This window comes from Flavobacterium olei (genome assembly GCF_039749035.1).
In the GTDB taxonomy this organism is placed as follows: domain Bacteria; phylum Bacteroidota; class Bacteroidia; order Flavobacteriales; family Flavobacteriaceae; genus Flavobacterium; species Flavobacterium olei.
This window is the reverse complement of sequence record NZ_JBDKWC010000004.1, coordinates 163642-177292: the sequence shown is the minus strand read 5'-3', so window position 1 is coordinate 177292 and position 13651 is coordinate 163642. Positions and strand designations below refer to the sequence as shown.

The 13651-nt window shown below is 35.0% G+C and carries 17 protein-coding genes; 15 read left to right on the top strand and 2 right to left on the bottom strand.

What is annotated here, in order from left to right; translation table 11 throughout:
• Positions 1-149: 149 nt before the first annotated feature.
• The 12 genes from ABEB31_RS11700 (at position 150) to ABEB31_RS11645 (ending at position 9101) form a co-directional block, all read left to right on the top strand.
• On the top strand, positions 150-1412 hold the full coding sequence (locus ABEB31_RS11700; protein ID WP_347051846.1) for a Na+/H+ antiporter: 1263 nt from the start codon (positions 150-152) through the stop codon (positions 1410-1412).
• Between the two features lie 138 nt (positions 1413-1550).
• On the top strand, positions 1551-1943 hold the full coding sequence (locus tag ABEB31_RS11695) for a nuclear transport factor 2 family protein (protein WP_347051845.1): 393 nt from the start codon (positions 1551-1553) through the stop codon (positions 1941-1943).
• 27 nt (positions 1944-1970) lie between these two features.
• A complete protein-coding gene (locus tag ABEB31_RS11690) occupies positions 1971-2432 on the top strand; it encodes an SRPBCC family protein (RefSeq protein WP_347051844.1) in 462 nt (153 codons plus the stop codon).
• Positions 2433-2445: 13 nt separating this feature from the next.
• On the top strand, positions 2446-2820 hold the full coding sequence (locus ABEB31_RS11685; RefSeq protein WP_347051843.1) for a hypothetical protein: 375 nt from the start codon (positions 2446-2448) through the stop codon (positions 2818-2820).
• A gap of 80 nt (positions 2821-2900) precedes the next feature.
• Positions 2901-3338 carry an acyl-CoA thioesterase gene (locus ABEB31_RS11680; RefSeq protein ID WP_347051842.1) on the top strand — a complete coding sequence of 146 codons (438 nt, stop codon included), beginning with the start codon at positions 2901-2903 and terminating at the stop codon, positions 3336-3338.
• Positions 3339-3347: 9 nt separating this feature from the next.
• On the top strand, positions 3348-3734 hold the full coding sequence (locus tag ABEB31_RS11675; protein ID WP_347051841.1) for a hypothetical protein: 387 nt from the start codon (positions 3348-3350) through the stop codon (positions 3732-3734).
• Positions 3735-3895: 161 nt separating this feature from the next.
• Entirely contained in the window at positions 3896-4885 is a 990-nt protein-coding gene (locus ABEB31_RS11670) for an alpha/beta fold hydrolase (RefSeq protein WP_347051840.1), read from the top strand.
• A 144-nt stretch (positions 4886-5029) separates the two neighbouring features.
• Positions 5030-5419, top strand: coding sequence for a DUF1398 domain-containing protein (locus tag ABEB31_RS11665; RefSeq protein ID WP_347051839.1), 390 nt, complete (start codon positions 5030-5032; stop codon positions 5417-5419).
• Between the two features lie 10 nt (positions 5420-5429).
• Complete coding sequence (locus tag ABEB31_RS11660) at positions 5430-6281, top strand: ThuA domain-containing protein (RefSeq protein ID WP_347051838.1); 852 nt, start codon at positions 5430-5432, stop codon at positions 6279-6281.
• 11 nt (positions 6282-6292) lie between these two features.
• Positions 6293-7138 (top strand): sulfurtransferase, encoded by an 846-nt coding sequence (locus tag ABEB31_RS11655; RefSeq protein ID WP_347051837.1) that lies wholly within the window; start codon positions 6293-6295, stop codon positions 7136-7138.
• A gap of 111 nt (positions 7139-7249) precedes the next feature.
• Positions 7250-8506 (top strand): ATP-binding cassette domain-containing protein, encoded by a 1257-nt coding sequence (locus tag ABEB31_RS11650; RefSeq protein WP_347051836.1) that lies wholly within the window; start codon positions 7250-7252, stop codon positions 8504-8506.
• A complete protein-coding gene (locus ABEB31_RS11645) occupies positions 8493-9101 on the top strand; it encodes a 3-keto-alpha-glucoside-1,2-lyase-like domain-containing protein (protein WP_347051835.1) in 609 nt (202 codons plus the stop codon). Before ABEB31_RS11650 ends, ABEB31_RS11645 begins: the two co-directional genes overlap by 14 nt.
• A gap of 51 nt (positions 9102-9152) precedes the next feature.
• Here the strand turns inward: ABEB31_RS11645 and ABEB31_RS11640 are convergent, their stop codons facing one another.
• Together ABEB31_RS11640 and ABEB31_RS11635 are read right to left on the bottom strand one after the other, a co-directional pair.
• The gene (locus tag ABEB31_RS11640) at positions 9153-10199 is read right to left on the bottom strand and encodes an RluA family pseudouridine synthase (RefSeq protein WP_347051834.1); all 1047 of its coding nucleotides are present in this window, start codon (positions 10197-10199) and stop codon (positions 9153-9155) included.
• On the bottom strand, positions 10189-10809 hold the full coding sequence (locus ABEB31_RS11635; RefSeq protein WP_347051833.1) for a PASTA domain-containing protein: 621 nt from the start codon (positions 10807-10809) through the stop codon (positions 10189-10191). The genes ABEB31_RS11640 and ABEB31_RS11635 overlap by 11 nt, the downstream gene beginning before the upstream one ends.
• Positions 10810-11110: 301 nt before the next feature.
• Between ABEB31_RS11635 and ABEB31_RS11630 the strand changes: the two genes are divergently transcribed.
• The 3 genes from ABEB31_RS11630 to coaD all read left to right on the top strand — a co-directional run bounded on the left by ABEB31_RS11630 (position 11111) and on the right by coaD (position 13572).
• Positions 11111-12082 carry a D-alanine--D-alanine ligase gene (locus ABEB31_RS11630; RefSeq protein ID WP_347051832.1) on the top strand — a complete coding sequence of 324 codons (972 nt, stop codon included), beginning with the start codon at positions 11111-11113 and terminating at the stop codon, positions 12080-12082.
• Between the two features lie 205 nt (positions 12083-12287).
• On the top strand, positions 12288-12980 hold the full coding sequence (locus tag ABEB31_RS11625; protein ID WP_347051831.1) for a DUF421 domain-containing protein: 693 nt from the start codon (positions 12288-12290) through the stop codon (positions 12978-12980).
• A 133-nt stretch (positions 12981-13113) separates the two neighbouring features.
• On the top strand, positions 13114-13572 hold the full coding sequence (gene coaD / locus ABEB31_RS11620; protein ID WP_347051830.1) for a pantetheine-phosphate adenylyltransferase: 459 nt from the start codon (positions 13114-13116) through the stop codon (positions 13570-13572).
• Positions 13573-13651 lie beyond the last annotated feature (79 nt).

Below are 13651 nucleotides of genomic sequence, written 5' to 3'. Positions count from 1 at the left end.
TTTAATTACTGACAACCGTGGCATATCAGTCTTTTAGCTGTCATTTATAGGCTTTACTGAAATTGTTAATGTTGATAATTTATCAGCAAAAAAATATTGTTCGATTAAATATGAAGATTAATTACATTAGCGCTTTCTAAATTTAAATAATGGAAAACTATACTATCATTATCTTTATTCTCACTGTTATAATTGGTTTGGCTGCCTTTGCCGACAAATTAAAAGTGCCCTATCCTATTCTTTTGGTTATTGTGGGCGTTGAAATTGGCTTTATTCCGACAATGGCAGAAATAGAAATTAATCCCGATATTATATTTTTACTTTTTTTGCCTCCTTTATTATATGAGGCTTCTTTTAATATCTCGGCAAAAGATTTCAAAACCAATATTCATACTATAACCACACTTGCCATCTGGCTTGTCTTTCTTACTACCGTTGGTATCGCTGTTGCAGCCTATTATTTAATTCCCGAAATGACCTGGCCATTGGCATTTGTCCTCGGATCTATCCTTTCGGCTACAGATGCAGTCGCAGCTATAAATATTACAAAAGGACTCAAAATATCGCACAAAACAATTACTATACTGGAAGGAGAAAGTTTAATTAATGATGCTTCGGCATTGGTTGCCTATCGTTTTGCCGTTGCAGCCGTTATGGGTTCTGCTTTTATAATATGGAATGCCGCCTTTGAATTTTTAATCTTACTTGGAGGAGGATTTCTTGTTGGATTTGTAATTTCAAAAATCCTGGCATTTATTTTATCCAGAGTAAAAAATAAGCCGGAGGTAACCATTAGCTTCATGCTTTTAATGCCTTTTGTAACTTATCTCCTTGCCGAACATCTTCATGTTTCCGGTGTAATTGCAGTGGTAATTTTAGGATTGGCAATTTCCCGTTTTAGCAAAAAAGTCTTTCCCGAAAGCCTCAGGACACAGTCAAAAGGATTGTGGGATGTAATCATTTTTCTTCTAAACGGATTAATCTTTATTTTAATCGGACTCAATTTTCGTTACATCCTTAAAGATATTGACAGTACTATGATTCTTCCTTACATTGGTTACGCTATGATTATTACAATTATAGCGCTACTGATTCGAATGGCCAGAATATTTCTGCAGAAAATCAACCTCCAAAAAGCATTTCAAAACAATAAAAGAAAACGAAAAGTCAGCGAACATGCTTTATTAGATTTTAATAATAGTATCATTTTAAGCTGGTCCGGAATGCGTGGCATTGTTTCTTTAGCAATTGCCATCGGACTTCCAAAATTTTTAGAAGACGGAACTCCATTTCCGCACCGCAATGCAATCATTTTTATTTCTGTGGCAGTTGTGCTTTTAACATTAATTGGACAAGGTTTAACGCTTCCCTGGATTGTAAAAAAACTGAATCAAAATACAATCCATGAATAAAAAAGATACTGAAAAAGAAGAAGTTAAAAAAATCACTATATTAGATTTTATTATTCCACAATTAAAATTATGAAAAACATTATAACAATATTTGCTTTGACTCTAATAATCAGTTGTAACAACGTAAAATCTGAAAAAATGGCAACAGTATCTTCTTCTCAGAATGAAAAACTCATAAAGCAATATTTTGAGTATTTCAATAAACATCAATGGAATGAAATGGCAGCAATGTATACCGAGAATGCAGATTTTAAAGATCCTTCTCTGGGAAAGGGAATTGTAAAACAATCTCATCAGGACATTATAAAAAAATATACTGAATTGAGTACCGTTTTCCCGGATGTTCAGGATAAAGTAATTCAAATATATCCTTCAGGCGAAAACCATATTGTAGTTGAATTTGTTTCAACTGGAACAGCTCCCGATAATTCAAAATTTGAATTACCAATTTGCACGATATTTACAATTGAAAACGGAAAAATATCTAAAGATTATACTTATTATGATAATTTTGAGGAATCTCAGGAATAATGACTTTTATAATTATAAAATTCAATAATGAATTCACAAATACTTTCCACAACACCAAATTCGGAAATTGTAACGACACGAATTTTGAATTCCCCACAAGAACTCGTTTTTAAAGCCTGGAGTAATCCGCATCATTTAAAAAACTGGTGGGGACCAAAAGGTTTTACCAATACTTTTCATGAGTTTGACTTCCGCGAAGGCGGTAAATGGACTTTTACCATGCACGGTCCAGAGCAGGGAAACTATGAAAATGACGTCGAATTTATTAAAATTGATGAACCAAATCTTATTGCATGGAAACGCCATTCGAAGCCTCTATTTCAAATCTTAACGACTTTTGAAGCCATTTCTGAGAACGAAACCAAAGTAGTTTTTAAAATGCTTTTTGAAACCGTACAAGAATGTCAAAAATTGAAACCGTATGTGGTGGATAAAAACGAAGAGAACTTTGATAAGCTGGAAACTGAACTTTCAAAAATGAAGTTTTAGGATTGATTGTAAAATGAAATATAACATATTCCTTAATAATGTAAATATTGGTTCTTCTGATTTAGAAAACGCCGATTCCCCTATGGGATTTGTCTCCGGCCAAATTAATTTTCAAGATAAAAATTTTGATTATAATTTCTTTAGCAATTATTGCAAAATAAATACTATAAAGACCGAAGAATATCCTGAAGATCAATTTATTTCAACCCAAATTGTTGCAAATCTAAAAGTTTATAATAAAAACGGAATAGAAATCTCCGGCAATGGATGTTATATAACAGGTATGGATTCCGAAGGATTTGAAATAAATATAATAGGAATTCCTTATCCTTTATATCAGGAAGAATTTCCTCAACATGTCAATCATTATCAAAATAATTTTAAATAGAAATCCTTATCTCTAAATTTAATATGAAGTAAGCTTTTTATTCGTAATTTCGATTTCTCATTAATTTACAAATAAAAAAAATGGCATCATTTATAAAAGAAATTTCTTTTCGCTGGTCAGATCTCGACCCAAATTTTCACGTTCGCCACAGTGCTTATTATGATTTTGGCGCACAGCATCGTATCGAAATTCTCGAAGACTTAGGCTTAACATTAAGAGTTATGCAAACTCAGGGGTTTGGGCCTGTTTTATTTCGGGAAGAATGTGTTTTCAGAAAAGAATTAAAACTTTCAGATAAAATATTCCTTCATACCAAAACTTCAAAAATGAAAGCCGATGCGTCGCGCTGGTCGATCATTCACGAATTTAGAAGAGAAGACGATACACTTTGTGCAACTATTACTGTAGATGGTGCGTGGATGGATACCAAATTGAGAAAACTGGCATCTCCCACTCCCGAAATTGCAATTCAGGCATTGAGTATTTTTCCAAAAAGCGATGATTTTATCGGATTATAAAGTACCTGTATGAGATCTGTTTTTTCGTTTTTGATTATTCTCACACTTTTGGCAGGATGTAAAACTTCTGAAGGAACAAAATCGCCCAGACAAACTGTAGAGGCTTATTTAAATGCTTGTAACCGTTTTGATAGTGAAGCTGCAAAAGAATTATTGATTCTCAACAAAGAAAATTTAATGGTTTTGGAAACGCTTAAAAAAATGGAAAAAAGCCTTCCGGACAACCGAAAATCCAGTTTTATCAATAAAGAAAAAAATGCCGTGTATACAGAAAAAGAAATAACAGACTTGACTGCAAGAATTATAGTTTCTGAACAGCAAGCAGCATTGCCTTTTGAATTTAATTTAAAAAAAACAAATGGCATCTGGCTTATAGAATCTATTAAAGAATTATGACAAATAAAATCCAAAATGTATCTTTTACTTTTGGATTTTTTCATTATAAAATAAATCGGGATACTGTTGCTTTAATTTTTCTGATAATTTTAAGATTTTACGCTTTGTTTTAAAAATGCTTCGGTTTAACTTTATGAGTCATAAATCAAATACAGGACAAAATGAAAATCTTAAAAATCATAATGCTTCTTTTGCCTCTTGTGGGTTTCTCGCAGGAACAAAGGATAAAAGCGCTCGATATAAATCTGACGAATTACGAATACCCGTTTCCGGTTAAATTTCTGGATATAAATAATCAGCGTCAGGCACTTAAAATGGCGTATATGGATATTAAACCAGAAAATTACAACAATAAGAATATTGTGCTGCTTCACGGAAAAAACTTCAATGGTGCGTATTGGGAAACCACTATAAAAGCACTGACAAAAGAAGGTTTCAGAGTTATTGTACCCGACCAGATTGGTTTCGGAAAATCCACAAAACCCGATAATTTTCAATATACCTTCCAGCAATTAGCCGAAAACACAAAAACGCTTTTAGAGCATTTGGGAATTCCAAAAACCACCATTTTAGGTCATTCCATGGGCGGAATGCTGGCGACACGTTTTGCATTAATGTATCCTGAAACGACAGAAAAACTGGTTTTGGAAAATCCGATTGGTTTAGAAGACTGGAAACTGGTGGTTCCTTATAAAACGGTCGACTGGTGGTATGAATCAGAACTTAAACAAAATTACGAAGCCATTAAAAAATATCAAATGGCGAATTACTATGATGGAAAATGGAATGCAGATTACCAAAAATGGGCCGAACTTGGTGCCGGATGGACATCTGCCCCGGATTATAGTAAAGTCGCGTGGAATTCGGCACTTTTATATGAGATGATTTTTACACAGCCTGTTTTATACGAATTTAAAAACATCAAAAGTCCGACACTTTTAATTATCGGAACCAGAGATAAAACTGCTTTAGGAAAGAATCTGGTGGCTGCAGAAGTCCAGAAAACAATGGGAAATTATGTCGAATTGGGCAAAAAAACACAAAAAGCAATTCCGAATGCCAAATTGGTCGAAGTTCCAAATACAGGACATTTACCACATATAGAATCTTTTGATCAGTTTATAAAACCATTAATCGTATTTTTGAAATAATAATATTGTTGCGCCAGCTTGGGTGACAGCAAACAGCGAAGCAATTACACAAACTAGCACGAAATATTGAAGATATTCTAGATAAAATTTCTAAAAATTCGTGTAATTCGTGTCAAAAAATTTAAAATCTAAAATCCAAATTACATGTTTACAATAGAGCAAATAAAAGAAGCACATTCAAAAGTAAAAACCGGAGCAGATTTTCCAAATTATATTCAGGATTTAATTATTCTGGGCGTAAAGGGATATGACACTTTCGTGAAAGACGGACACGTAGAATATTATGGCGTGAATAATTACAGCGTAACTGCCGACGAAAAATACACCGAAATCAAAGTTGCAGATTCTCCAAACAAAGAATTGTTTATCGAATTTCTGGTAAAACACCAACAAGGCGAAACCGATTATCTAACTTTCTGCAATCATTCTGCACAATGCGGAATTGCAAAATGGCGAGTTGATATTATGGAAATGACCTGCACTTATTTTGATAAACTGGAAAATGAAATTTTAATTGAAAAAATTCCAAATTAATTTTCATTTGATGCTGTTTTCAAATCAAAAAACAAACTCTATTTTAAGTATCCTATTGTTTGCATTGCTGCTATTGACTTCATTTTTGGGTTTCTCTCAAAGCAGGCAAAAACCAAAATTTAAAGTCATTGCTTTTTATACGGCACAGAACGATCAGGCACACATCAGTTATGTTCATGAAGCCAATAAATGGTTTCCGAAAATAGCTGCCGAAAATCATTTTGAATACGACTCGACGAGCAATTGGGATAATCTGAATGCAAAATACTTAGCCCAATATCAGGTTGTTTTGTTTCTGGACACGCGTCCTGAGAAAAAAGAACAGCGGGAAGCTTTTCAAAAATATATGGAAAACGGCGGCGGCTTTATCGGATTTCACTTTTCGGCTTTTGCTTTAGATAATTCCAGTTATCCTCAAGATTGGAACTGGTATCACCAAACATTTCTGGGGTCTGGAGAATATGGAAGTAATACCTGGAAACCTACTTCGGCCATTTTGCGCGTAGAAAATCAACATCCGGTAACCAAAAATCTGCCAAAGACTTTTACCTCGGCGCCAAACGAATGGTACAGATGGTCGAATGATTTGACAAAAAATCCCGATATTGAAATATTGGTCGCAATCGACGAATCCAGCTTTCCATTAGGTACAGGTCCGAAAGCGCACGAAATATGGCACAGCGGCTATTATCCGGTAGTGTGGACAAACAAAAAGTATAAAATGGTCTATGTTAATATGGGACATAATGATATCGATTATGAACACGGGACTAATAAAACGCTTTCTAATACTTTTGAAAACAAAACACAAAACCAGTTAATTTTGAATGCATTGCTTTGGCTGGGTAATTCAAAAAAATAATTCAAAAAAAAATGTCAGATACAATTTCTCCTTTAATTTCTGCTGAAGAATTGAGCAATTTAAATGCTATTGTTTTAATTGATGCCAGAGCGGGTACGAATGCTCTGGAAAATTATCAAAAAGAACATTTACAAGGTGCAAGATATGTTGATTTAAATCGGGATTTGGCAGCCATTCCCGAAAATCCGGCAAATGGCGGAAGACATCCTTTACCAACTGCAGAAAACTTTTCAAAAACACTTTCTTCCCTCGGTATTTCGCCTCTGGATCATGTTGTAGTTTACGATGATAAAAACGGTTCTAACTTTGCCGCAAGGTTCTGGTGGATGATGAGGGCTGCAGGACATGAAAAAATTCAGGTTTTAAACGGCGGCTATCAGGCAGCAATTCAATACGGAATTCCAACAAGTGCCGGAGATGAAAATTTTGAAAAAACAGCGTATCCGGTTTCGAACTGGCAATTGTTGCTCGCCGATATCGATGAAGTCGAAAATGCCCGTAAAAGTGACGAAAAAATTATAATAGATGTTAGAGATCAAAATAGATTTGAGGGACTTACAGAACCATTAGATTTAATTGCCGGACATATTCCGGGTGCTGTCAATGCACCGCTGACCGCGAATCTAAATGAAAACGGTTTTTTTAAATCTCCCGAAGTTTTATACGAAAAATATCATGCCTTAACCGGCGATAAATCTGCAGAAAATATCATTATACATTGCGGTTCGGGCGTCACGGCATGCCATACTTTACTGGCAATGGATTATGCAGGAATTCCGATTCCTAAATTATACGTAGGTTCATGGAGCGAATGGTCCAGAAACAACCGCGAAATGGCGACAAAAAATCCGGAATAATTTTATAGCCATTTCACATAGCCATGAGATTTACAGATTAGAATGACATCTTTTTAATCCTTAAATGTTGGCTTAAAACCATTCAGAATAACAAATTTTAAAAATACCAAAATGCAGCATTGGGATATCCTTTTATCAAATCAGGTAAATAAAAAGGCATTTATAGACAACATATTAAACGGAGAAGCAAAAGGTGATCTCGCCGTTTTTAATAATCAAAAAGGAATATTGTTTTCAGATATTGCAATTGAGAAATTTATCGAAAAAGAATTTCAGTACGACAGTGTTGAGGCCTCTACCGATACTCAAAGACAATTGCGGACTTTTTCATCCGGAGAACGTAAAAAAGAATTTTTAAAATACTGCATCAGTCAAAATCCGGATTTCATTATTTTTGATAATCCGTTTGATCATCTGGATCAGGCTTCCCGCGTGATTCTCGCAGCATCATTAAAAGATTTAGTGGAAGATATTTCCATTATTCAATTGGTAAATCGTTTTACTGATGTACTGAGCTTTGTTCCAAATAAGGCACAAATCAAAGACAACTCCTACGAACTTCATCCGATTTCAAAAACCGAAAGTCATTTTAAAACTTTAAATACTGCTGCAATTCCAAAGGGTGGAGAAACACACTCTTTTCACGAAAGTGTATTAATACAATTAGAAGATGTTTCTGTGAGCTATGAAGACAGAAAAATCCTGAACAATATATCATGGACGATCAGACAAGGCGAATTCTGGCAGTTAATCGGGCCTAACGGTTCCGGAAAAAGTACGATACTTTCCTTAATCACGGGAGACAATCCAAAAGGTTTCGGACAGAATTTATTTTTGTTCGGAAGAAAAAAAGGAACCGGGGAAAGCGTCTGGGATATCAAAAAACAAATCGGAATTTTTACCACTTCCATGACCGATTTATTTCAGAAAGGTCACACTTTGGAACAAATGATTTTATCAGGTTTCTTTGACTCGATCGGGCTATACACGAAGCCTACGACACATCAAAAACAAATTGTAACGCAGTGGCTCGAAGTTATTGAAATGACACATTTACGCAAAAAACGTTTTATCGATCTTTCTATTGGTCAACAAAGAGTGGCTTTAATTGTTCGTGCGGTTTTAAAACATCCTCCATTATTAATTTTAGATGAGCCTGTTGAAGGGTTAGATGACGAAAATGTTGATCTGGTCATTCAGTTAATTAACACAATCAAACAGGAAACAAACGTGAGTATTATTTTTGTATCACACCGAATCGAACAAGGCCTCGCTCCTACTTCGGTTTTTGAACTTATACCGTCTGAAACCGGATCAACAGGAAATATAAAACAGCAACCCGAATTCAATAAAAATGCAAAAATATAGTACGGCAATTTTTCTCTTTTTTACTTTAATTTCTTGTTCACCAACCATCTCTACTAAAGAAAAAGAATATCAAATTAGCGAAAAAACAAAATTTGAAAAAGAATGGAAATTTAAAGGCAAAGAATGGTCTCTTGAAAATAATATTTTAGAAGGAAACGGATCTCCGGAACATTGGGCAGCCCTTATTTCTAAAAAGAATCTTCCCGAAAATTATGAGATTAATTTTGAGATGATGCTTGTAGCAGGAAACCTTACAGAAGTAATGCTTAATTTCGACAAAGCAGATTATATCCGCGCTTACGCCTACAATATTGACAAAAACATTATAATCGGAAGAGGAACTTATAATGATAAAAGTGATGAATATGGAAAACGCGGTGGTCCTACTCTTTTGAAAAAACCATTTGATTTTCCATCAAACATCTGGCATCGCGTAAAAATCAAAGTTCAGAACAACCAGCTTCAATTTACAGTGAATGACAATATAACTTTAGAATGTTCTTTAGAAAAATACAATCTCAGTCAAAAAGGAAAACTGGGTTTTATCACAAACGGAAACACAGAAATTAAAAATCTGGTTATCAAAACCCTATAAAAAAAGCTCCAAAGGAGCTTTAATTTTTTATATGTAAAAGAAATTATCTAATTAATTATTCTCTTCTTCATCAACGTTATGTGTTTTTACATAGCCGCGCCATTTCTCAATACAATCCTGAAAATCCTGAGGCAATTCGGTATCAAAACGCATTAACTCTCCTGTATTGGGATGCACAAACCCAAGTGTTTTCGCATGTAGTGCCTGACGTGGTAACGCTTTAAAGCAATTTTCGATAAATTGTTTGTATTTTGTAAACGTTGTGCCTTTCAAAATCAAATGTCCGCCGTAACGTTCATCATTAAACAAAGGATGCCCGATATGTTTCATGTGCGCTCGGATTTGGTGTGTTCTTCCGGTTTCCAATTTACAGGAAATCAAAGTCACATAACCAAAACGTTCCAAAACTTTATAATGTGTAATGGCTGGCTTTCCAATTTCAGGATCAGCAAAAACTGCCATTTGCATGCGGTCTTTTAAATGTCTGGCCAGATTTCCTTCGATTGTTCCGCTTTCTTCAGCAACATTTCCCCATACAAGAGCAATGTATTCGCGTTCTGTTGTTTTCGCTTCAAATTGTTTTGCCAGGTGGGTCATAGCGGCCTCCGTTTTGGCTACAACCAAAAGTCCCGAAGTATCTTTATCAATTCTGTGCACCAACCCCGGGCGCTCGCTGCTGTTCATAGGCAGATTGTCAAAATGATGAGCCAGTGCATTGACCAAAGTTCCGGTATAATTACCGTGACCCGGATGCACAACCATTCCCGGCTCTTTATTAATTAATAAGAGAGCTTCATCTTCATAAACAATATTAAGCGGAATATCCTCTGGCAGAATATGATTTTCAAACGGTGGATGCGACAACATAACCGTTACAACATCAAAAGGTTTTACTTTATAATTGGACTTAACCGGAATATCATTTACAAAAATGTTTCCTTCAGTTGCCGCGTTCTGAATTTTATTTCGCGTAGCATTCTGAATCAAATTCATTAAATATTTGTCAATACGCAAAAGCGCCTGACCTTTAGGGACTTCAAATCTGAAGTGCTCGAATAATTCGTCTTCCAGATCTAAATTTTCAATATTATTGTTCATCATTTGGGGTTTCTACAGGAGCTGAAGTACTGTCTGCTGCCTGACTTTCATCTACATAACTTGCTTTTCCGTCTCCTAAAACCAAATCGATTTTAGATGCTTTAAGCACGCGGTCACCAACTTTTAAATTTCGCCCTTTCAGACGCATTTCCAAAACCATATCTTTTCCAAGATTAGGGATATAAGTAATTGTTCCCAATTCAAGGCCTAACGCTTTTAAAGTTGGCACAGCCTCACGGTATGTTTTTTCAATTAAATCCGGAATTTTCACAGAAGAAAAACCGGAAGCATTAATCTTAATATAAATTTTTCTTCCCTCCTTTACCTTAGTTCCCGGCAAAGGATCCTGCTCCACCACACTATATTTAGGAAATTCGCTTCTATAATCTACACTATCCAAAAGTACGTAATCTAAATCCAGTTCATCCAATTTAGCTTCCACCTGTTCTTCGGTAAGTTTAGATAAATTCGGGACAGCAATTTCGTGTCCGTGATCAGTTGTAAAAGTCAACCAATGCATAAATAAATAACCAATAACCGCAATAATAGCTGCGGCGGCAAGCAATTGCAGAAAAAAAACGCGGCTTGTTAAATACTGACGTAAACTCATAAATTTATTTTTAATAGCGACAAAGATAAAGTATTTCGTTTCAAAAAAAATGATAATTTTGTTTTAAACTAGAAAGCGTCCCCGATTGCTTTCCTGAGTAAAGTCAGGGATAATTATGAGGAGCTGTTTCCTGCTGTCCGCTGTATCTTTTACTTTCTAAAGAAAAAAGTAAAAGGATACTCCCGAAGCTTCGGGGCCATCAGGTCTAGGGCATTTGGTTTCATAAGAACGAATAATTTTAACATTTCGTACAGAAACCTGAAACATTAAACTTGAAACAATTAAAAAATAAAAAAATAAAATGAAAAATATTGCCATTATCATGGGCGGTTATTCCAGTGAGTATAAAATATCATTAATCAGCGGAAATGTCGTTTATCAATATCTGGACAAAACAAAATTTAACGGATTCAGAATCCATATTTTTAAAGAAAAATGGGTTTATGTCGACCAAAACGACGCAGAGTTCCCAATTGACAGGAATGATTTTTCGGTTACCGTAAACGGCGAAAAAATTACATTTGACTGTGTTTTCAATGCCATTCACGGAACTCCCGGCGAAGATGGTTTAATGCAGGCGTATTTCGAATTAATCGGATTGCCGCAATCTTCCTGCGATTATTACCAATCGGCTTTAACTTTCAATAAAAGAGATTTATTATCAGTTTTAAAGCCATACGGAATCAAAACGGCAATTTCTTATTACTTAAATAAGGGAGACAAGATTGATACTGCAGAAATTGTCAAAAAAGTGGGGTTACCGTGTTTCGTAAAACCAAACAAAGCAGGATCCAGTTTCGGAATCTCAAAAGTAAAAACCGAAGCCGAACTGCCAATCGCGATTGAAGTCGCTTACAAAGAAGATAACGAAATTATTATCGAAAGTTTCCTTGACGGAACAGAAGTTTCTGTCGGAGTAATTAATTACCAAGGCGAAATAAAAGTTTTACCCATAACAGAAATTGTTTCAGACAATGATTTCTTTGATTACGAAGCCAAATACGAAGGAAAATCTCAGGAGATTACACCTGCGAGAATTTCCGACGAACTAACTCAAAAAGTAGGCGAAACCGCAAAACGTGCTTATGAAGTTTTAAAAATGAAAGGTTTCTCCAGAAGCGAATTCATTATCGTAGACAACGAACCGTACATGCTGGAAATGAATACGATTCCCGGGTTAACAACAGAAAGTCTGATTCCGCAACAGGCAAAAGCAGCCGGAATTTCGCTGGAAGATTTATTTACAAATGCTATTGAGCTGGCTTTAGCGTAAAGCTATTAAAATATAAGGGTGCTAAGATTTTAGCACCTTTTTTATTTGGAAGAAATACAGCAACGAAACGTTTATCATAATTTACAGAAAAAATTAAGATTGGACATGGAAATTAATATACAGGTCTAACACTAAAACTTAGTACCTTAGTCTGTCGGTCCCGAAGCGTAGGGATAGTAATTTAAAAAACTCAGCAACTTAAAAAATGAAACAAATCTTCGAATGGGAAAGGGTCCTTCTGAACAATCTGCCTCAAAATTTTCTTCTGGAAGTAATTTTTCGTTCCACCATTATGTTCATCATCTTACTTCTGACTTTAAAACTGGCAGGGAAAAGAGGTGTAAAACAATTATCTATTTTTGAAACCGTAATTATTATTGCACTTGGTTCTGCAGCCGGCGACCCTATGTTTTATGAAGATGTAGGCATTATTCCCGCCGCTGTTGTTTTTACAGTAATCATTATTTTGTACCGTGCGGTAACCTGGCTTACAGGAAAAAGTAAAAAATTCGAAGAATTTATTGAAGGTAAAACCGAATGCTTAATTAGTGACGGAAAATTTTCGGTCTCCAGTTTCAAAAAGGAAAGTCTGGCGCAGGATGAATTTTTTGCAGAATTAAGAATCAAATCCATCGAACATTTAGGTCAGATAAAACATGCTTTTATAGAAACAAGCGGTGAAATAAGTGTTTATTTTTATGAGGACGAAAAAGTAGGTTACGGCCTCCCTATTCTGCCCTCATTGTTTTATGCGAAAAATAAGTTTATCCCAACAGACGGAATTTACTCTTGTACATTTTGCGGTCATACGCAGGAACAAAAAAGTGGAACCGCAATCTGTAAAGTCTGCAAAAAAGAAGAATGGGTAGAATCTATCAATACGAAGAGAATTACTTAAATTATAAATTTTATCCTAAAGCAGGGACCAAATTCAAACTTTAGCCTTTTACTCATTGTATCTTTACAACTTTTAATCTAAAAAGAAAAAATCTTAGTAGCTTAGCGGCTCAGAACCTTAGAACCTTAAAAAGATGCGTAAAGCCATATTCCCGGGATCTTTTGATCCCATTACTTTAGGTCACGAAGATATCATCAAAAGAGGAATTCCTTTATTTGATGAAATTGTAATCGCTATTGGTGTTAACGCCGAAAAAAAATACATGTTTTCATTAGAAGAAAGAAAACGTTTTATCGAAGAAACTTTCAAAGACGAACCAAAAGTTTCGGTTATAACCTATGAAGGATTAACTATTGATTTGGCAAAAAAACTCAAAGCCCATTTCATTTTAAGAGGTTTACGTAATCCTGCAGATTTCGAGTTTGAGAAAGCAATTGCACATACCAACAGAAAACTTTCGAAAATAGAAACAGTATTTTTATTAACTGCTGCCAGTACTTCATTTATAAGTTCGAGCATTGTGCGTGATGTATTGCGCCATGGCGGAGAATATGAAATGCTCGTTCCAGATGCTGTTAGGGTTCAGAAATAAACAGTTCATTATTCTCTTTTACAAGAATTACAGAAATAAAACCCAATTCTTTTATCACAAAAGATATAAATAATATAAA